16 protein-coding genes are annotated in these 19,597 nt (G+C 59.2%); 12 read left to right on the top strand and 4 right to left on the bottom strand.

The genetic code is table 11. The features are described 5' to 3' along the window. The first annotated feature begins 1 nt into the window (after window position 1). From PSV43_RS03030 to PSV43_RS03010, 5 genes are all read left to right on the top strand, one after another. Entirely contained in the window at window positions 2–1,420 is a 1,419-nt protein-coding gene (locus PSV43_RS03030; RefSeq protein WP_300193645.1) for a DUF1501 domain-containing protein, read from the top strand. Continuing rightward, the gene (locus PSV43_RS03025; RefSeq protein WP_300193643.1) at window positions 1,417–2,355 is read left to right on the top strand and encodes a DUF6807 family protein; all 939 of its coding nucleotides are present in this window, start codon (window positions 1,417–1,419) and stop codon (window positions 2,353–2,355) included. The genes PSV43_RS03030 and PSV43_RS03025 overlap by 4 nt, the downstream gene beginning before the upstream one ends. 113 nt (window positions 2,356–2,468) lie before the next feature. Next, window positions 2,469–5,015, top strand: a complete 2,547-nt coding sequence (locus tag PSV43_RS03020; protein WP_300193641.1) for a c-type cytochrome — start codon at window positions 2,469–2,471, stop codon at window positions 5,013–5,015. Between the two features lie 2 nt (window positions 5,016–5,017). Then, window positions 5,018–6,424 (top strand): DUF1501 domain-containing protein, encoded by a 1,407-nt coding sequence (locus PSV43_RS03015; RefSeq protein ID WP_300193639.1) that lies wholly within the window; start codon window positions 5,018–5,020, stop codon window positions 6,422–6,424. Window position 6,425: 1 nt separating this feature from the next. After that, complete coding sequence (locus PSV43_RS03010; protein WP_300193636.1) at window positions 6,426–7,214, top strand: alpha/beta hydrolase-fold protein; 789 nt, start codon at window positions 6,426–6,428, stop codon at window positions 7,212–7,214. 3 nt (window positions 7,215–7,217) lie between these two features. Here the strand turns inward: PSV43_RS03010 and PSV43_RS03005 are convergent, their stop codons facing one another. Then, window positions 7,218–8,993 (bottom strand): hypothetical protein, encoded by a 1,776-nt coding sequence (locus PSV43_RS03005; RefSeq protein WP_300193634.1) that lies wholly within the window; start codon window positions 8,991–8,993, stop codon window positions 7,218–7,220. Between the two features lie 51 nt (window positions 8,994–9,044). Then, window positions 9,045–9,983: a polymer-forming cytoskeletal protein gene (locus tag PSV43_RS03000; RefSeq protein ID WP_300193632.1), complete on the bottom strand. Its 939-nt coding sequence runs from the start codon at window positions 9,981–9,983 to the stop codon at window positions 9,045–9,047. A 168-nt stretch (window positions 9,984–10,151) separates the two neighbouring features. Between PSV43_RS03000 and PSV43_RS02995 the strand changes: the two genes are divergently transcribed. The 6 genes from PSV43_RS02995 (at window position 10,152) to PSV43_RS02970 (ending at window position 16,791) form a co-directional block, all read left to right on the top strand. Continuing rightward, a complete protein-coding gene (locus PSV43_RS02995) occupies window positions 10,152–11,357 on the top strand; it encodes a homoserine O-acetyltransferase (RefSeq protein WP_300193630.1) in 1,206 nt (401 codons plus the stop codon). 6 nt (window positions 11,358–11,363) lie between these two features. Continuing rightward, on the top strand, window positions 11,364–12,146 hold the full coding sequence (locus PSV43_RS02990) for an MBL fold metallo-hydrolase (RefSeq protein WP_300193628.1): 783 nt from the start codon (window positions 11,364–11,366) through the stop codon (window positions 12,144–12,146). 19 nt (window positions 12,147–12,165) lie between these two features. Further along, window positions 12,166–13,797 carry a TIGR03790 family protein gene (locus PSV43_RS02985; protein ID WP_300193626.1) on the top strand — a complete coding sequence of 544 codons (1,632 nt, stop codon included), beginning with the start codon at window positions 12,166–12,168 and terminating at the stop codon, window positions 13,795–13,797. A 98-nt stretch (window positions 13,798–13,895) separates the two neighbouring features. Next, window positions 13,896–15,311 carry a PQQ-binding-like beta-propeller repeat protein gene (locus PSV43_RS02980; RefSeq protein ID WP_300193624.1) on the top strand — a complete coding sequence of 472 codons (1,416 nt, stop codon included), beginning with the start codon at window positions 13,896–13,898 and terminating at the stop codon, window positions 15,309–15,311. After that, window positions 15,311–15,958 carry a family 16 glycoside hydrolase gene (locus PSV43_RS02975; protein WP_300193622.1) on the top strand — a complete coding sequence of 216 codons (648 nt, stop codon included), beginning with the start codon at window positions 15,311–15,313 and terminating at the stop codon, window positions 15,956–15,958. The genes PSV43_RS02980 and PSV43_RS02975 overlap by 1 nt, the downstream gene beginning before the upstream one ends. A gap of 53 nt (window positions 15,959–16,011) precedes the next feature. Continuing rightward, a complete protein-coding gene (locus PSV43_RS02970; RefSeq protein WP_300193620.1) occupies window positions 16,012–16,791 on the top strand; it encodes a cyclic nucleotide-binding domain-containing protein in 780 nt (259 codons plus the stop codon). A 295-nt stretch (window positions 16,792–17,086) separates the two neighbouring features. Here PSV43_RS02970 and PSV43_RS02965 read toward each other — a convergent pair whose 3' ends face one another. Then, window positions 17,087–17,305, bottom strand: a complete 219-nt coding sequence (locus PSV43_RS02965) for an addiction module protein (RefSeq protein ID WP_300193618.1) — start codon at window positions 17,303–17,305, stop codon at window positions 17,087–17,089. A 249-nt stretch (window positions 17,306–17,554) separates the two neighbouring features. Next, entirely contained in the window at window positions 17,555–18,937 is a 1,383-nt protein-coding gene (locus tag PSV43_RS02960) for a mandelate racemase/muconate lactonizing enzyme family protein (protein ID WP_300193616.1), read from the bottom strand. A gap of 78 nt (window positions 18,938–19,015) precedes the next feature. Here PSV43_RS02960 and PSV43_RS02955 point away from each other — a divergent pair. Continuing rightward, the coding region (locus PSV43_RS02955) for an amidohydrolase family protein (RefSeq protein ID WP_300193613.1) at window positions 19,016–19,597 on the top strand (582 nt) is incomplete at its 3' end.

Below are 19,597 nucleotides of genomic sequence, written 5' to 3'. Positions count from 1 at the left end.
CATGAATTCAATCTCCGCTCAAACCCGCCGCGCCTTTCTCGGTCGTACAACGCAAGGTCTCGGCAGCGTGGCTCTGACATCGCTTCTGCAGCCCAATCTGCTGCACGCTGCATCTCGCGGCGTCCTCGGCACTCTACCCTTCGCCCAAAAAGCCAAACGCGTCATCTGGCTCACGATGGCCGGTGGGCCGTCACAACTGGAGTTGTTCGACCCCAAACCGAAGCTGGCAGAGATGGATGGCAAGCCGATGCCGGAATCGTTCACCAAGGGGCAGCAGCTCGCTCAGCTTCAGGGTCAGAAGCTTGTGTGCAAAGGGCCGATGTTCCGCTTTCAAAAATATGGTGAGTGCCAGATGGAGCTTTCAGAACTGCTACCGCATACCGGCAGCGTCGCGGACGACATCTGCCTCGTGCGCTCGATGACCACGGACGCGATCAATCACGACCCTGCGCACATGTTCATGAACACCGGCTCACAAATCGCGGGTCGTCCGAGCATGGGATCATGGATCACGTACGGTCTTGGCAGCGAAGCGGAGGATTTGCCCGGCTTTGTGGTGATGATGTCCACGGGTAAGGGGCGCACACCACAACCCATCGCCGCACGGCAGTGGAACAGCGGATTCCTGCCGTCGAAGTATCAGGGCGTCCAACTGCGCTCGCTCGGAGATCCTGTTCTGTACCTCACAAGTCCAAACGGCGTCACGCGTGAGCGGCAGGGCCGCGATTTCGCCGCCATCAATGCGCTCAACAAGCAGCACGCCGCGCTCTGCGATGATCCCGAAATCGCCACCCGCATCGCCCAGTATGAAATGGCGTTTCAAATGCAAGCCAGCGTACCTGAACTGATGGACATCAGCGGTGAAGGCACCAAAACCCTCGAACTCTACGGCTGCCAGCCAGGGGACGGTTCGTTTGCCTCCAACTGTCTTCTCGCTCGCCGCCTCGCCGAGCGCGGCACCCGCTTCATCCAGCTCTATCATCGAGACTGGGACCACCACAGCCTGCTCAAGGAAGAACTGCCGCTGCGTGCCAAAGAAGTGGATCAGGCCTGCGCAGCGTTGATCAAGGATCTCAAGCAGCGCGGCATGTTTGATGACACACTCATCGTCTTCAGCGGTGAATTCGGCCGCACGCCCATGGCGCAGGGCAACAAAGGCCCCATCGGTCGCGATCATCACAACAAGGCCATGTCCATGTGGCTCGCCGGCGCGGGCATCCAGCGTGGTGTCACGTTCGGCAGCACCGATGACCTTGGCTATGCGGCGCAGGAAAACACTTGTACCGTGCACGACCTGCACGCCACGATGCTGCACCAGCTCGGCATTCAGCATGATGCCTTCACCTTCAAATTCCAAGGCCTTGACGCCAAACTCAGCGGCGTCGAAAAAGCCAGAGTCATCAAACAAATTCTCGCATGAAACCCACCGCCCTCTTTCTTTTTGCCCTAGCACTCAATGCTGCAGCCTTCGACATCAAGGTCATGGACAAAAATCACGTCGATGTGACGAACGACGGCAAAGTCGTGGCCCGGCTGATGATGGCGAATGATCTCAGCACAACGGAAAAGCATCACGCTACCTACAAGCCCTATCTGCATGTTTTTGATGCGACCGGAGCCACACGTCTCACGAAAGGTCCGGGCTTTAACTTCACGCATCATCGCGGCATCTTTGTCGGATTCAGCAAGATCAGCTACAATGGCAAATCCTATGACCGCTGGCATATGAAGGGTGGCGATCAGGTGGTGACGAAGGTTACGCCTGGCGACTCCAGTTTTACGGCGGCCATCGACTGGCAGGGAGAAACCAAAGAAGCCTTTCTTACTGAAGAGCGCCGCTTCACCTTCACCGCGCCTGCGAAACCGTTCTATCTGGGTATCGACATGACGAGCGCCATCAAGCCAGCCAGTGGTGAGGCTGAGATCAGTGGTGATCCTGAGCATGCTGGCGCGCAGTTCCGCCCATCAGAATTGGTGGACACGAAAACGACGACTTACATCTTCCCCGGCGAGAATATCGACGCACACAAAGTCAAAGACCTGCCATGGGCCGCCGAGGTCTTCACGGTGGAAGGCAGGACTTTCACGGTGGTGATTCTCAATCATCCTGACAATCCGAAAGAAACCGCCACCTCGGCCTACCGCGACTACGGTCGCTTCGGCATGTTTCCGAAAGGCAAGGCCACCGCTGAGGCTCCGTTCAAGCTGCATTACCAGTGGCTCGTTGCGGAAGGCGATGTGCGCGATGCTGCGGTATTTCAACAAGCGTGGAATACCTTCGCAGGAAAGAGCGATCCCGTGCCGACACTGACGATCAAAGGCTCGGAGCAGCCAAAGCCGAAGAAGGCCAAATGAGGTGGTAACAACGACGCCAGAAATATCAAGATTAGTCATTGAGCGACTAGGATTTCACTCGGCATTATGGTTTGGTGACGCCACCTCCACATAAACCAAAAAACCGCACCTCCATGCCTCCCCCAAGGTTTCACTCCCACGTCCTGCGTTCGTCGCTGTTCATTCTGGCGTCGTCATTCCTGCCGTCCGCACAAGCCGTTCATCAAAAGAACGCCGGCCCGGAGAAGGTCGAACTGAAGTTCAATCTGCCACCGCCGGTGCCGCTTTCACCGGAGGAGGCGATGAAGACCTTCAAAGTCGAAAAGGGTTTCCACATCGAACTCGTCGCGAGCGAGCCAATGATCGAGTCGCCGGTGGCCATGAGCTTTGATGATCAGGGACGGCTCTATGTCGTCGAAATGCGCGGCTACATGCACGATCTCGAAGGTGCTGGCGAAAAAGAACCCACGGGCCGCGTCTCGCTGCTCGAAGACACGGATGGCGATGGCCGCATGGACAAGGCGACACCGTTTCTCGACAACCTGGTCATGCCACGTGCCGTACTGGCTGTGAATGGAGGGGCCTTGATCGCCGTGCCTCCGAATTTGTATTTCTGCAAAGACACCGACGGTGACGGCAAAGCGGACGTGAAAGATGTCGTTGCGACCGACTTCGGCACACAAGGCGGACAGCCGGAGCACATGGCCAACACACCCGTCTGGGCGATGGACAATGCCATCTGGAGCGCGGGTTACTCCACACGGTTCAAATTGCGCAGTGGCGTGTGGCAAAAGGACACCGGCCTCGGTCGCGGCCAATGGGGCCTGTGCCAGGACGACTTCGGCAGACTCTACTTCAACTACAACTCCGACATGCTGCGCGCTGATCTGCTGCCCACGGAGGCCTTCACTCGCAATCCCCTGCTGCGCAATGCGACGAGCATCAATGCCAAGCTGGCAGCGGATCAAACGCTCTATCCTTCACACCCCACACCCGGCGTGAATCGTGGGTATGATCCGAAATCACTGCGTGCCGACGGCACCCTGGCCAGACCGACCGGCACCTGCGGCGCTCTGATCTATCGCGGCGATGCTTTCCCCACTGCCTATCGTGGCAATGCCTTCGTGCCCGAGCCCTGCGCAAATCTGGTGAAGCGCTTCACGATGAGCGAAAAGGACGGCATCGTGAAGGCAACCAACACCGCGAAGACCACCGAATTTCTCACCTCCACCGATGAGCGTTTCCGCCCAGTACAGGCCGCGAACGGCCCTGATGGCGCGCTTTACCTCGTGGACATGTACCGCGGCATCATCCAGCACCAGAGCTTCCTCACTCACTACCTCATTGCAAACATCGAGGCTCGCAAACTGGAGACACCGTTCAATCAGGGCCGCATCTGGCGCATCGTGCCAGACTCGAAAGAGCGCCCGCAGCCGGTGAAAGTGAGCAAAGACGTAAACCTGCTCACGCATGCCAACGGCTGGGTGCGTGACACCGCGCAGCGTCTCATCGTCGAATCTGGCGATGCTGCCACAGTACCCGCGCTGAAGGAAATGATCACCAACAAGTCTGCGCTCGCGCGTCTTCATGCTTTGTGGACACTCGACGGCCTTGCTGCAGTCACACCGGATCTGCTGCGTCTCGCATTGACCGACAAAGACGCTCAGGTGCGTGCAGCAGCCGTGCGAATTTCCACTCGTGACCTCGCCCTGGATTTGATCGCGCTGGCGGCAGAAAAAGACGCGCTTGTCCTCGCACATCTCGCCATCAAGCTCACCTCCTTCAATTTGCCGGATGCCGATACCGCCGTGGCCAAACTGCTCGCGAGCAATGGCAAAAATACTTTGATACTCGAAGGCGCTTTGACTGGCATGCGCGGCAGGGAAGCTGCCTTTGCCAAGCTCATGGCCGGACAACTCACTAAAGACAACAGCGTGCAGATCATGCCAGTCATGGAGGCCTTGGGCTCGCTTCTGGCGCAGGCCAACAAAGCCGGGCCGTTTGAAGAGATGCTCGAACTCGCCGCCGCTCAGCCCCAAGGTGGAGCGATGCAGGTCGCAGCGATCAAAGGACTCGCCAGCAACGGCGGCGACCCCAAATCCAAAACGCCCGCAAAGCTGCTCTGGCTCGAAGCCGAGCCTGCCTCATTGAAAACGCTCAAGTCAGCCATGAGCGACAAGGCGGGAACCAAGCTGTTTGCAAGTGTCGCGGCACGTCTCGCATGGCCAGGCAAACCAGGCGCTCCAGCACCTCCCAAAATCGTTCCCCTGAACGAATCACAGACAGCCTTGTTTGAAAAAGGCAAAACCGTCTATGCCACCCTTTGCGCAGCCTGCCATCAGCCTCATGGCTTCGGCCTCGATGGTCTCGCCCCGCCGCTGGTGGACAGCGAATGGGTGCTCGGCAAGCCGGAGATCCTCACCCGCATCGTCCTCAACGGACTCGCTGGTCCGCTGAAAGTCAGCGGGCGTAGTTTCAACCTCGCCATGCCTCCGCTGCCACAGCTCACCGACGAGGACATCGCCGGCGTGCTGACCTACATCCGCCGTGAGTGGGAACACACCGGCTCACCTGTCGAAATCAAAGCCGTCACCACCCTGCGCGAGCAAAACAAAGGACGCATGGCGATGTGGACGGAAGAGGAATTGAAAAACCTCGGGAAGAAACCCGTTACCAAATGATCATGAACACGCCGTCACCACTCCATCGTCGCGCCTTTCTCGGTAGAGCCTCGCAGGGCCTTGGAGCGGTGGCGCTGGCATCTCTGCTGCGACCAGCCCATGCCGCACCGGTGCGTGGCATTCTCGGCACTCTGCCCCTCCCGCAAAAGGCGAAGCGGGTGATCTGGCTCACCATGGCAGGCGGGCCGTCTCATCTGGAGACGTTTGATCCCAAACCGAAACTTGCCGAAATGGATGGCAAGCCGATGCCCGAATCGTTTACGAAAGGGCAGCAGCTTGCGCAGTTGCAAGGCAAGCCGTTGAACTGTTTCGGGCCGCAGCATCCGTTTGCTAAATTTGGGAAGAGCCAAACGGAAATTTGCGCACTGTTTCCGCAGATCGGCAGTGTGATCGACGACATCTGCCTGATCCGCTCGATGACGACGGACGCGATCAACCACGACCCGGCACACATGTTCATGAACACCGGTTCACAGATCGCGGGTCGCCCCAGCATGGGCTCGTGGATCACCTACGGCCTCGGCACCGAGGCGGCGGATCTCCCGGGCTTCGTGGTGCTCACTTCGCTCGGCAAGGGCGGGCAGAACCAGCCCATCGCCGCACGGCAGTGGAGCAGCGGCTTTTTGCCATCGAAGTATCAGGGAGTGCAACTGCGTGCGCAGGGCGATCCGGTGCTGTATCTCACCAGCCCAAACGGCATCTCGCGTGATCAGCAAGGTCGCGACGTTGCGGCAGTCAACGCGATCAACAAGCAGCACGACGCTCTCGTGGATGACCCCGAAATCGCCACTCGCATCGCTCAATATGAGATGGCCTTCCAAATGCAGGCCAGCGTGCCTGATTTGATGGATGTGACCAAAGAAGGCGCGAAAACCCTGGAGCTATACGGCTGCCAGCCGGGCGATGGCTCTTTCGCATCCAACTGCCTGCTCGCACGCCGCCTCGCCGAGCGCGGCACGCGCTTCATCCAGCTCTACCACAAAGACTGGGACCATCATGGCGGCGTCAAAGAAGGCGTGGCGCTCAAGGCGCAGGAAGTTGACCGCGCGTGCATGGCGCTCATCACCGATCTCAAGCAACGCGGCATGCTCGAAGAGACCCTCATCGTATGGGCCGGAGAGTTTGGCCGCACCCCGATGTCGCAGGGCGGCAGCGGCCGCGACCACCACAACAAGGCCATGTCCGTTTGGCTGGCAGGTGCAGGCATCCAGGGCGGCATGGTCCATGGAGCCACCGACGATCTCGGCTATGCTGCCGTCGACAAAGTCACCACCGTTCACGATCTGCACGCCACCATGCTGCATCAGCTCGGCATCAATCACGATGCGTTCAGCTTCAAGTTCCAAGGCCTGGATGCACGACTCAGCGGCGTGGAAGGTGCGAAGCTGATCAAGGACATTCTCGCGTGAAATGAGCTTCCGCACCTTTGAATCAGCTTCCATCGGCAACGGCATTCATCACGTTACTGTGAAGTCAGTGGCACTGCACCGTCGGGCTGACATCAGCTTCTACGTGCCGCCAGACGTGACCGTGGAGAAACTGCCGCTCGTCATTCTGTTGCACGGCGTTTACGGCAGCCATTGGGCGTGGCTGTACAAAGGCGGAGCACATCAGGTCCTGGACCGGCTGATCAAAGAAGAGAAGCTACCGCCGATGATGCTGGCGATGCCCTCAGATGGCCTGTGGGGCGATGGCTCGGGCTACGTGAGGCACCGCGATGCCGATTACGCTAGCTGGATCGTGGATGAAGTTCCAGACGCTGCTGCGGAGATTGATCCACGCTGCAAGGATGCGCCTCGTTTCATCGGCGGTCTCTCGATGGGTGGGTACGGCGCACTGCGGCTTGGATTGCTAAACCCGAAAAAATTTGCCGGTATCAGTGCTCACAGCAGCATCACGGACGTGCCGCCACAGATGCGGGACTTCGTGGAAGAATCACTGGCAGAGTTTGATCTGACGGAAACAGAACCGCTGGCGGTGATTGAATGTGCGAAACTGTGTTCACGACTCCCTCATCTGCGCTTTGATTGTGGCACCGAGGACATCCTGATCGAACACAACCGCAAGCTGCATCGCGATCTGGAAGCTGCGGGCATCCCGCACGTGTATGAGGAGTTTCCCGGCGGACACACGTGGGAATACTGGAATACACACGTTGCGGACACGTTGCTTTTTTTCAAAGCTTGTCTCGGTGTCTAACGACTACTTCCTCACCGACCTCGCTTTGTCCGTGTAAAACACCATCGGCAGGCTCAGGTGTTCCTTGTCCCCCACGGTCTGGCCGACGAGCGGTATGAGGTTCTTGAAAGGAAACTCGGGGCTGGGGGAAAAATCGCGGTCGAAGGCGAGCATGGGCCCACGAACGATGAGATCACGCCACTCGGCATAGGGGCCGGTATAGATGTCGGTGATGCGTTCGACTTTGGCGGAGACAGGCGTCATGACGAAACCGGCCAGCTTCACACCGCGCGCGTCGGCTTTTGATTTCATGACTTCATAGTCGCCGCGCTGGGTGCAAAGATCCACACAGGGCACATCGCCATACCAGGAGATGAATGCGGGCGAATCGGAGATGACGAACTCATTCCTCTCCATGAGCTGGCGCAAAATGGAAACGCGTTCCGGTAGGAAGGGCGGCCAGTGAGGCGGAATTTTGCCGCCCATGGTAAGACCAAACTTCATCAGCACGGGCAGATTCACCGCCATCGGCATCGCGGTGATGAGCAGTGCCACCAGCGGCGCGCCCCAGCGCGCCATGAGGTCGCCGGACATTTGAAAGCGGGACCACATCACCACCAGCATCGCCGCACCGAAGGTGCACATGGCGGGCATAAGCACGATGTAGAGGGCGTTGTCGTCCTTCTCTTTGTCGGGCAGACCGATGAGCCCCATGCCGATGGCCACACAGGCGAAAACAACCGCCAGCGTCCACCGTGCAGAGGCCGCATCAGCCTTGCGAAAGCGGTGCATGAGGGCAAGAAAAAAGAGCAGCGCCGGCACGACATATCCCAGATGCGCCATGAGCAACCCCAGTTGGCCCTGCCAGCTGAGGCCGAGACGCCGTAGCAGGTCATCCACCTGCAGCAGCGGCACGCTGGGTGTGAAGTCACGCAGCAGTAGATCATGCGACACAGCGGAGGATTGCGCTTGGAACAAGGCCTTGATGCCACCGAGCGGATCACCGCAGAGCTGAAGGTTCCACCAGCCCCATGCGGCCAGTGTCAGCACCGGGAACAAGGCCAACACAAAGGAACCCGCCCTGCCTCGTGGCAGAAACACCGCAACGCCGATGATGACCCCCAGCACGATCCACAGCGCCATCCAGTGCGTGAGCACCATCAGCGAACAAACGATCCCCAGCAGCGTAAGCGGCACAAACGTGCCACGATTTTCCACCGCACGTCCCGCCGCCGACGCATACAGACGAAACGCCAGCGCAAACAGCAGCACCAGCAGCGCACGCGGCGCACCGCTGACCATGAGCTCCCATGCCGGCTCGCATACCAGCAGCGCGATGGCGGCGATGGCTGCGACTTGTTCGTCAAACAACCTCCGGGCGGCGCCATGCGTGAAGAAAATCGTCAACAGATACCACGTCACGCCAAAACACGCGATCACGCGGTCCAGCATAAAAATCGCCCCGCCAGTAACCGGATCATAAACCTGCCAGGGCTTCATGAAGCGAAACGCCACCGACCACAGCAGTGGCTGGAGCGGCGGCTGCACGGTCTCCGGCATCGCCAGAGGCGTGGGCTCTTTCTGCGCCGACTCCATCTGCGACCAGGCGTAAGGCTCGATCACGTGCGTCTGATACGAGCCCGTCCGGGCGATCTGCCTCGCGAGCTGCGCCTGATTCATGCCTTCAGCACTGCTCAGTCCGCGAAAAGTCACAAACACATGCAGCAGCGCCATCACGATGGCGGCGGCATAAAACACCAGTCGAAGCAGCGCGCCGGGGCCGGAGGAGTTGGGAGACATGGGCGTTACATGCCACAGCCAGCCCCTGCGTGCCAAGAACGATCTCGCGGCTCACTGATGTGGCTCGAAAATCACCCCGGCGCACTGGCTCTGCCCGTCCGCGCCTGCACAGCGCCAGTGCCAGCGCACCACAGGCTTCACAAAAGAGCCCAGTTTTCCTTCCAAAATGCGGAACTGCCCCAGCAGTTCGCCACCATCACGCACCTCCAGCGAACGCGCAGCCACCGTGCCTGACAGAGTGCCGCCCCTTTCCAAGGTCACCGGCCCTTCACACACGAAATCGCCCGAAGCATGGCCTGCGACGGTGATCGAACGCGCCCTCACCTCCTGCAAAAACGTCACCTCACAGCCTGCGGCCACTTCGAGACGGTCACACACCACGTAGTCAGCGATGAGTCCGTCCGTGTCGATCGTCCGTGAACGCAGCTCCGGTGATTCCTGCTCGATACGCTGCAGCTTTTTCATGCAGATCGGGCAGGAAGGGGTGGCGAAATCTCCTGCGGCGGCGACGACGAAGAGAAAATCACTTTTAGCACTTGGCAGGCCCCGCACGGCGGCATCCAGCGCGACAGCATCCACCGCTTCGATACGCAGTTCCCGCGCCGTGCTGAGCGCAGCCGGGCTGAAACCCGCAGGCGCAATCAAAATGCCACGGGTGTCGCGTGCGGTGCGCACCTCCTGTGCAAAACGCTGCACCGTCTCCGGCGTCGCCCCCCATTCGTTCCACGAGGCGGTTTTCACAAGCGCCCTCCGCGCTTTCGCCGACTTGGGCTCCTCAATCATGCCAAACAGCACCGCACCGTCCGGCATGATGCGTGATCCAGCCAGTTCGCAGCCTGCTTCCACTGCAAGCGCACGTGCCAGTTCTGAAATGCGCGCCCAGTCCAGGCACGCAATCAGCTCCGGCGACCACCCAGCCAGCCGGTCCACCCCGCCACTCTGCAGCGGCGAGAAACCTGCTTCTTCAAGAGTGACAAACGGATCGAGCATAGGGGATGACTGGCAGCCGGGTTTCCAACAATAAAGGTGGTACCCATGCACATTCAAGGCGGGCACCAACCAACCATTGATCCAGCCATCCGGCAATCGGGCATCCAACAACTGCCAGCAAGCAATCCGCCTTGCCGCCTCCCCAAAACCCTGTTTCTTCCGCGACTCATGTCAAAGGCCGTCAAAACAGAAGAAACCAAGTTTTTCCACACCGGTAGCGCCAAGGAACCCTTCAAGTTCGCCTCCGGTGCCGAGCTACCTGAAATCACGGTCGCCTACGAAACTTACGGCAAGCTCAATGCCACCAAATCAAATGCCATCCTGCTGTTCCACGCTCTTTCCGGCAGCCAGCATGCCGCAGGCGTCACCACCGAGGTGCCAGGCACCGATGAACGGTGGACGGTGGACTGCCACAACGGCTGGTGGGATCTGTTCATCGGCCCCGACAAGGCGCTGGACACCAAGCGCTACTTCATCATCTGCGCAAACTACCTCGGCGGCTGCTACGGCAGCAGCGGGCCGGCTTCGATCAATCCCGCCACCGGCAAACCCTACGGCAGCACCTTTCCCGAAGTGCGCACGAGCGATGTCGTGAAGTCCCAGCTCGCCCTGCTCGACAGCCTCGGCATCAAAACCCTCCACGCCGTCATGGGTGCCTCCGTCGGCGGCCTGCTGGCGATCAATCTCGCCACCCTGCATCCAGAGCGTGTCAGACTCGTCGTCCCCATCGCCAGCGGCTGCCGCACCACGGTGCTCACACGTCTCACGCTGTTCGAGCAGGTGCTCGCCATCGAGAACGACCCGCACTTTCAAGGCGGCGATTTTTATGAAGACAAGGCACCCGAGTATGGTCTCGCGCTCGCACGCATGATCAGCCACAAGACCTTTGTGCATCTCGACGCCATCGAGCGCCGTGCGCGGAAGGATGTGAAGCACGGCGGCGACACGCTTTCCTGGTATCGCGTCCAGCACAACGTCGAGAGCTACATGCTGCATCAGGGCAAAAAATTCGTGAAACGCTTCGATGCCAACACCTACCTGCGCATTGCTGACATGTGGCTGCGCTACGACCCGCTCGGGGATGCCGGAGTGGAAACGTATGCGGAACTGTTCGCCCGCAGCGCCGCCGCCGGGCAGCACTACCTCGTCTTCAGCATCGACAGCGACTTCTGCTTCTATCCCGAGGAGCAGGCGGAACTCGTCAGCCACCTCGAAAAAGCCGAGGTCTCCAACATGCACATCACCGTGCACTCCGACAAAGGCCACGACTCCTTCCTCCTCGAACCGCAGCTTTACACCCCGCATCTCTCGTTCACGCTTGATGGCCGCTGGAACAAAGGCTCCGTGGATCGTCCGGTGCAGGAGGTCGAATAACCACCCATGTCCATGCAACTCACATTCCTCGGCACCGGCACTTCCGTCGGCATTCCGGTGATTGGCTGTGACTGCGCGGTGTGCCGCAGCACCGACCCCAAGGACAAGCGGCTGCGTAGTTCCGTTTACATCCACACGCCGGAGGCGGCGTGGGTGGTGGACACCGGGCCGGATTTCCGCATGCAGTGCCTGCGTGAAAACATCCGCAGCCTGGATTCCGCCATCTTCACGCATCCGCACATGGACCACCTCACCGGCTTCGATGATCTGCGTCGTTTCACCACCGAGGCGGATCACTTCCTGCCAATCTACGGCACACCGGAATGCCTCACCGTGCTGGAGCGCATGTTCATCTACGCCTTCAATGGAGAGAACCGTTATCGCGGCTATTTGAAGCCCTTCCCGAAACCGGTTCACGGCCCGTTTCATCTTGGCGAAACAACGATCATCCCACTGCCCGTGCTGCACGGCAAGGTGGACACCATCGGCTATCTGTTTGATCGCGGTGGCAAAAAGCTCTGCGCCTACATCCCCGACTGCAAGACGCTGCTGCCGCAGTCTCTCGAAGCGCTTCGAGGAGTCGATACGCTCATCATCGACGCCCTGCGCCACACACCGCACCCCACGCACATGAGTTTTGAAGAAAGCCTGGCCGTGCAGCGCGAGCTCCAGCCGCGCCAGACCTGGTTCACCCACATCCAGTGCGAGATCATGCACTCTGTGGAAGACCCCAAGCTGCCTCCTGGCGTGAACATCGCCTACGACGGCCTCAAACTGGAGTGGCCTTGAACAACTTTGATCCGCAGGAATGACGAATAAAATCCCAATGACGAAGTACGAGCAGCACGTTGTTTCCGTGCGCTCAGCCCTGCATATAACTCATTTGTCATTCATTCGTCATTTCCTTATCCTCCTTCTTCTCACGGTCTCCGCACGTGCCCAGCTCATCGCCGAATGGGATGCCGCTGCGGAAACCGCCGTCATTTTCAATCCAGATTTCCCCGGCTCAGCGAAACTCGCCGCCTACTACGCCGAACAGCGCCACATTCCCAAGGAGCGAGTCATCGGACTGCGCTGCTCGCAAGAAAATTCCATCTCACGCATTGAATTCGAAACGCAACTGCGCAAACCGCTGCTCCAGCTCTTTGAGGCCCGTCATTGGTTTACCGCAGAAGCTCGCATGCCGGACAAGCCGCTCACCGGCGACGGCATCCCCTCCCCCACGACCCCGTCCCACAAGGTGCGCGTACTGGTGCTCATGCGCGGCGTCCCTTTCCAAATCCGCCGTGCAGCACAAAATCCAAAGCAATCGCAGGAAGACGAGGCCAGTGTCGATTCCGAACTGACCGCGCTCGGCCTCGACAAGCCACCCATCCCAGGCGGCCTGCGCAATCCCTACTTCGATCAGCAGACTCGTTTTTCCCATGCCCCAAAATCATCAGGACTCCTGATCGTGGGTCGGCTCGACGGACCGGATGACCCCACGGTGAAACGCATGATCGACGATGCGATTTATGCCGAGTCAAACGGACTGCTGGGCCGTGCCGTCATTGATCTCGCTCAGAAAACCGGCGCCTATCAGGAAGGAGAGGACTGGCTCAAGAACAGCGCCGAATCTTATCGCCGCGCTGGCATTCCCGTGTTCATCGACCGCGCCGCAGACGTGCTGCGTGATGAATGGCCGCTGCCTGACACGATTTTTTACTTCGGCTGGTACACCGATCACATCATCGGAGCTCTGGCTTCACCCACGTTTCGTTTCAAGCGTGGTGCCATCGCCTGCCATCTGCATTCGTTCAGCGCCAGCATCATCCGTTCACATGAGCAGGCCTGGGTCGGCCCGCTTCTCTCGCACGGAGCCGCCGTCACCTTTGGCAATGTGTTTGAGCCCTACCTCGCGCTCACAATGCACTTCGACATCTTCAACAAGCGCCTCCTCGAAGGCTTCACTGTGGGCGAAGCTGCATGGAATGCCACGCCAGCGCTGTCATGGATGAACGTCGTTCTGGGCGATCCATTGTACCGCCCGTTTGGCAAAGGCAGCGGAGCAAAGCTCGGCGAAGGTGCCGACCGCGACTATGCGCTCTATCAAGGCTTGGCGCTGCGTGTGGCGGGCGAGCCTGATAGTCACATCAAGACCGCACTCACCGAATTCGCCGAGAAACGTCATCGCCCACGCCTGCTCGAACTCACCGCTCTGCTCTCCGCCGTTCAGTCCAAGCTCCCACAGGCCATCGATCTGCTCGAACACGCCGAATCCACCACGCAGGATGCGGCCTCGCTGCTTCGCTTGAAGCTGTATCGGGCTGAAATGCTCCACCGCAGTGAAAAAGCCGATGCCGCACGCAAGCTGCTGCGCGAGACCCTGAAAGACGACCGCTTCAAAGCACAACCCTCCCGGATTGCCGCCGAGTCCCTGCTCAAGGACATCGGCGGATGAAAAGCCCCTGCCTGATAGAATGCAGTTAAAGTGGCAGTCTGTGCTAAAACCCGAGGCCCATCGCACGTTTGAAGATAGCCGCCCATTCCCACCAATCCATGAAGATCACCACCACCGTTTTGCTTTCACTTTGCCTGACCCTCGCGGCCAGCGCTGAAATCCGCATCTGGAAGGACGCCTCAGGTGCCCACGAAATCAAAGCCGAACTCGTCAGTGTAGCAGGAGGCAAAGTCACCCTGAAGCGTGAAAACGGCGCCATGCTCACCCTGGCAGTCTCCTCCCTCAGCAAGGCGGATCAGGCTCTCCTCGGCGGCTCCTCCAGCAGCAGCGCAGGCGGTGCCGCTCCCGGCGACTGGCCGCAGTGGCGCGGCCCCGACCGTAACGATGTCTCGAAAGAAACGGGGCTGCTCAAAAAGTGGCCCGCTGCCGGTCCGAAGCGCGTGTGGGTGAGTGAAGATGCCGGGCTCGGCTATTCCGGTTTCGCCGTTGTCGGCGGCAAGCTCTACACCATGGGATTGTACGATGCTGAGGAGAAGCTCATCTGCATCGACACCACCACCGGCAAAAAGCTGTGGGAAACCGCAGTCGGCCCGATTTTGAAAAACGGCTGGGGTGATGGACCTCGTGCCACCCCCACCGTCGCCAATGGCAAGGTCTATGCCACGGGCGGCACTGGCGAAATCATCTGTGCCGATGCTGAGACGGGCAAGGAAGTCTGGAAAAAGAGCCTCACCAAGGATCTCGGCGGCAAAGTTCAGAGCTGGGGCTACACCGAATCTCCGCTCGTGGATGGTGATCTCGTCATCGTGACTCCTGGCGGTGCCCAGGGCGCTGTCGCCGCACTCGATGCCAAGACTGGCAAGGTCGCATGGCAGACCAGCGACGTGACGGAGAATGCCCAATACTCCTCCGTCATCCCCATCACTCAAGGGGGTGAGCGCGAATACGTGCAACTGCTCATGAACAGCATCCTGGGTGTCTCCAAAACGGGCAAGGTGCTCTGGAAAAGCGAATTCCCAGGCAAGACCGCTGTGATTCCTACGCCCATCTACAGCGACGGTCAGGTGTATGTGGCCGCCGGTTATGGTGTCGGTTGCAAGTCGGTGAAAATCGAAGGTGGCAACGTCACTGAAGTTTATTCCAACACCAACATGGTCAATCACCACGGCGGCGTGATCCTCATCGACGGACTACTTTACGGCCACTCCGACAAAGGCGGCTGGACCTGCCAGGACTTCAAAACTGGCGAGATCGTCTGGCAGGACAAAGGCATCGGCAAAGGCGCCGTGACCAGCGCGGATGGCATGCTCTACTGCCAGGCGGAAAATGACGGCACCATCGCCCTCGTAGAAGTTTCCAAAAGTGGCTGGAAAATGGTCAGCAGTTTCAAACTCGAAGCCACCTCCTCCCAGCGCAATCCCAAGGGCAAGATCTGGACGCACCCGGTCATCAGCAACGGCAAGCTTTACCTGCGTGACCAGGAGTTCATCTCCTGCTACGATGTGAAGAACTGATGAACAGTAGTATTCAATCTCTCGGAGGCAGGGCCGCATGGCTCTGCCTCTTTTTTGTGCTCACACACTGCGGCCCAGCACCTCGTAGCGAGTGGAAACTGCTCTCAGACGAGTTTGCACCTGCATGGAAAGCCTCCGGCATGCCCGAAGAAGGCAAAGTGTTGATCCAAGACGGCGAGATCACCTTGCAGTCCGGCCAGCCAATGACCGGCGTACGATTTGATGCATGGAATTCCGCCACCCTGCCGCTCACACGCTATGCCATCGAATACGAGGCCATGCGCGTGGAAGGGAACGACTTCTTCGGCACCGTGACGTTCCCGGTGAATGAATCCCATGTCTCTCTCATCGTCGGCGGCTGGGGCGGCACCCTCGTGGGTATCTCGAGCATCGATGACATGGACGCCGGCGAGAATAACACCCGTGGCAACGCCTACTTTGAAAACAACCGCTGGCACAAGGTGCGCGTCGAAGTGCGCGATGATGACCTGCGCGCCTGGATCAATGACAAGCTGTTCGTCAATACCAGCATCAAAGGTCACAAGCTCGGTCTGCGAAGCGGCGACATTGAAAAATGCCTCCCCTTCGGCTTCGCCAGCTTTGCCACGCAGTCGCGCATACGCGGTGTGCTGATCCGCCGCCTCTAAACTATCCGACCTGCGGCTTGACCTTGCAGGGCCACCCCATATCCTCCGTACTCATGGCAACCGAGCATTTTCAACGAGGTCAGGTCATATTCCGTGAAAACGACAAGTCCAAGGAGGCTTACTTCATTGTCAGCGGATTGGTCGAGATTTCCATCAACACCTCCCATGGCGTCCAGTCACTCGCCCAGATCGGGCCGGGTGAAATTTTCGGAGAGATGGGCATGATCATGGACCGCCCGCGCTCAGCCACCGCCACCGCCTTGGAGAACACCGCGCTGGAGACCATTGCTGAAGCGGAGTTTGAACAGCAGATCATCCAGCGCTCCGACCGCCTGCATGTGTACCTCGCCACGCTGTTTGAGCGCATCCGCAAGACCGACCTGCTGCTGACCACGACCACCAATGTCACTGTGCCGCTGGTGACCAAACCCAAACCGGACAAGGAGCCCGTCTTCCGGGTGAAGCTTCGTTCGAACTACGAGGAAACCAGCTTCGACCATCCAGCGGTCGAGAAAACGATCACCAAGCTGCCCTTCCGTGTCGGTCGCACTTACTTCGACACCGCAGTGTCATCTCTCGCCCGCAACGATCTTTCCATCGAGGAGCCGCATCCTTATCAGCTCTCGCGTAATCATTGCGAGATCGATTTCGAGCACGGTCATTTCGTCCTGCGTGACCGCGGCAGCAAACTCGGCTCATGGGTAAATGGCGAGCACGTCAGTGTGGACGCAGGCTGCATCACCAGCCTGCTGAAAACTGGCGAAAACAAAATCATCTTCGGCAACGCCGACAGTCCGCACCGCTTCACCATCACGATTGAGGAACTGGAGTGAATGTGGGCTCAAAGCTCACGCAGCCTGCGGGAGATCATGTTCTGTGACTGCCTCAGATCAAGAATCGCTCCCACCATCACTCGGCTGCCGATAATCGTGTAGAAAATGCCCAGTCACGTTTTGGTGACCACCAGCCGTCGAATGTGCCCCAGATGATGAACCGGACCCGCTTCGGGGAAGGCCCGTATAATCCCCAGCGCATTGTCAACACGATGATAAATGCGTTCGCTCCATCCGCCGTAAATGCTCAGCAAATCCCCCTGCGCGCCCTGTAGCAAAACGATTTCATGTCGGTTCACGGCAACCGGAATTTGAGTTTAAACTCATCCAGAGTCATCGACGTGCTGGAATCACGCTCATAGTCGGCAAACCGCTGCTCCACGATCTTCAGCAACGCGTCGTCCGTCGGCAATTGCTCCTGCAGGGCATCCACCTCATCCCAGAGCTCGACAGCTAGCTGCCACTTTTCTTGAAGGTTCAGGCCCGTCAAAGCAGGAATCTGTTCGGCGATCATGCGTGAGACTGCCACAGCGCCCAAACATCTCAACATCCGAATTGCCCCACCAGACATCGGCTTTCGTGCCATGCTGGAGTATGGACTGCATGCGGCACATCTCTGCCAGCTCCCCGTTCACTTTCGACAACGCCGACAGCCCATATCGCTGTACGATCGCGATTGAGCAACTGCCGTGAGTAGCTGCGTTCGCCAGAACGCGGAAGCCCGGCATGTAGCGAAACGACTCCCAAGCTCTGGCGAGCTTGGCTACAGGCTGCGCTTCACCTCATCCGCGCGATAGCCAAAGCCCGGCCCACTGAGCGTGCTTAGGTCCACGATGCCGTTGCGGCGCTGGAACAAGCCTGGGTGAATCTCCTGCTCGGGCAGTGAAGCGTCGGGATAGAACTGCATCGCATTGCACTCCACACCCTGGATCGTCCCGGCATGCGCGGCGAGGCGGACGTGAGGGATCATCGCGAGCATCGGGTTCGTCAGATCCTGCACCATGAGCGGCATGCCATGCGCTTTGGCCCAGCACAGGCTCAGCAACGCGCCGGTCTGGGTTTTGCAGGTCTTCAAAGCCACACCGGACCAGCCGAGGCGGCGCCCTAGGCGCACAAACTCCCAGTCGTGCGCGCTCTCGTCGAGGAACAACGGCTTGCGCGCCGAGACGCTGCGCACGTCGATTTGATGCGCCTCAAGATCATACGGAAATGGCTGCTCCACATACAAGGTACGGGCAAAAATCTCCGGCTCGTCGCGCAGCAACCGGTCGAGGATGTCATTCACATAACCCGGCTCCTTGACCGTGCAGTTAAAGTCCGCGCTGAGCCACTTGACGCCACCGGCAAAACCGATGCGACCAATGCGCTGCATGCGCTCAAAATCCCACGCTGCATCCGTGCCGCGCAGCTTCACTTTGAGGCATGTCAGGCCGTCGCGTTTGATCCAGTCTGCCAGCAGCAGCGGGTGCTCGTCTTTCGGCTCGGTGCCGTTCAAATCCGACGCCTCCAACGCGTCCACACCACCCACGAGATGCCAAACCGGCAGTTGCTTCGGCGCATCCATCACCAGATAATCCTGCGGGTAGCGTCCCTTGAAATCGATGCCGCTGCCCGCTTCTGGCGTGATGAACGCGGAGAGATCGCGGTTCATGAATTCCGCATTGTACGTGGAGTAGATGTCGCGGTTGTGCAGCACGCCATAGGCGTCATGCACGGCGATGTCGAAGGCGCTGAAGGCTACGAGCGAACCGAGGTACGGCATTTCATCGCCACCTGCAGCCGCATTGGCTTCCTTCAAGGTCGCCGCCAGCGGGCCGTGCATGAAATCCTGGCCGATCTCCATCGGGTGGCCGCTGAAGCCACTCTCCACCAAACGCTTTGCCAGCAGAGTGGAAAAATCCTGCATGCGTTGCGCACGCACCGCCACACTCAGAGTACTGGGCCAGACCCAGGACACACTGAGTGGTGTCTCGCCCCAGCCTTGGGCGGATTTACCATTCCGGTCCTCCACAGTCACCCGCACCCGCAGGCAAACCACATTTGCCACGGTCTCCGGGCCAAACTTCAATGGCACACGCATCGTGACGGGCAGAAAGAAAATTTCAGCGGCGGTGACACGGACATCAGTGGGCTTGGTGGTGGGCATGAGTGCAAAATGAAGCGCCTATGCGGGGCCGCAAAGAAAACATTGCCGTGGCGATGTGCTTCCGCTTCATTCTTCCACATGCGCATTTGGGATCTGCACTGTCACCTTTCCGGGGTTCCGGGCCTCACACCGGAGGAACGCCTCAGGGCGCTCGTCGTTTATGCCGACCGCATGGGCATCGAACGGCTGTGTGTTTACATGGGCCTGAAGTGGTCACAGGACCCCTCCCCCGCCGATCTAGTGCAGCAAAACAATGAAGTGTTGCGTGCCATCGCGAAGTTCCCTGATCGTGCGTTTGGGTTTGTTTATATCAGCGCCAAATATCCGGCGGAAAGTCTTGCCGAACTGGAACGCTGCGTGGCCAATGGTCCGATGGTGGGTGTGAAGCTATGGGTGGCGGAAAAATGCAGCGTGTCCGCCATCGATTCGATCATCCGCCGCGCCGCCGAACTGAAAGCCGTCATCTTCCAGCACACCTGGTTCAAAACCAACGGCAACTATCCCGGCGAATCGAGCCCGGACGATCTCGTCGCGCTGGCAAAACGTTTCCCCGATGTACCCATTATCTGCGGCCACACCGGCGGCACCTGGGAGCTGGGCATTCGTGCCATTCGTGCCCAGACCAATCTCTATGCCGATCTCGCCGGCTCAGATCCCACC

It is taken from the genome of Prosthecobacter sp., from assembly GCF_029946185.1.
Taxonomy (GTDB): domain Bacteria; phylum Verrucomicrobiota; class Verrucomicrobiia; order Verrucomicrobiales; family Verrucomicrobiaceae; genus Prosthecobacter.
Note: the sequence above shows the minus strand (reverse complement) of the source record. Positions and strands in the feature narration are given on the sequence as shown.

Bases quoted from the DNA above. Each gene is read 5' to 3' on its own strand.
- PSV43_RS02960 (WP_300193616.1), bottom strand. From the start codon at position 18,937: ATGCCCACCACCAAGCCCACTGATGTCCGTGTCACCGCCGCTGAAATT.
- PSV43_RS02975 (WP_300193622.1), top strand. From the start codon at position 15,311: ATGAACAGTAGTATTCAATCTCTCGGAGGCAGGGCCGCATGGCTCTGC.
- PSV43_RS02995 (WP_300193630.1), top strand. From the start codon at position 10,152: ATGTCAAAGGCCGTCAAAACAGAAGAAACCAAGTTTTTCCACACCGGT.
- PSV43_RS02965 (WP_300193618.1), bottom strand. From the start codon at position 17,305: ATGATCGCCGAACAGATTCCTGCTTTGACGGGCCTGAACCTTCAAGAA.
- PSV43_RS03010 (WP_300193636.1), top strand. From the start codon at position 6,426: ATGAGCTTCCGCACCTTTGAATCAGCTTCCATCGGCAACGGCATTCAT.
- PSV43_RS03030 (WP_300193645.1), top strand. From the start codon at position 2: ATGAATTCAATCTCCGCTCAAACCCGCCGCGCCTTTCTCGGTCGTACA.
- PSV43_RS03005 (WP_300193634.1), bottom strand. From the start codon at position 8,993: ATGTCTCCCAACTCCTCCGGCCCCGGCGCGCTGCTTCGACTGGTGTTT.
- PSV43_RS02980 (WP_300193624.1), top strand. From the start codon at position 13,896: ATGAAGATCACCACCACCGTTTTGCTTTCACTTTGCCTGACCCTCGCG.
- PSV43_RS03015 (WP_300193639.1), top strand. From the start codon at position 5,018: ATGAACACGCCGTCACCACTCCATCGTCGCGCCTTTCTCGGTAGAGCC.
- PSV43_RS02985 (WP_300193626.1), top strand. From the start codon at position 12,166: ATGACGAATAAAATCCCAATGACGAAGTACGAGCAGCACGTTGTTTCC.
- PSV43_RS02970 (WP_300193620.1), top strand. From the start codon at position 16,012: ATGGCAACCGAGCATTTTCAACGAGGTCAGGTCATATTCCGTGAAAAC.
- PSV43_RS02990 (WP_300193628.1), top strand. From the start codon at position 11,364: ATGTCCATGCAACTCACATTCCTCGGCACCGGCACTTCCGTCGGCATT.
- PSV43_RS03020 (WP_300193641.1), top strand. From the start codon at position 2,469: ATGCCTCCCCCAAGGTTTCACTCCCACGTCCTGCGTTCGTCGCTGTTC.
- PSV43_RS03000 (WP_300193632.1), bottom strand. From the start codon at position 9,983: ATGCTCGATCCGTTTGTCACTCTTGAAGAAGCAGGTTTCTCGCCGCTG.
- PSV43_RS03025 (WP_300193643.1), top strand. From the start codon at position 1,417: ATGAAACCCACCGCCCTCTTTCTTTTTGCCCTAGCACTCAATGCTGCA.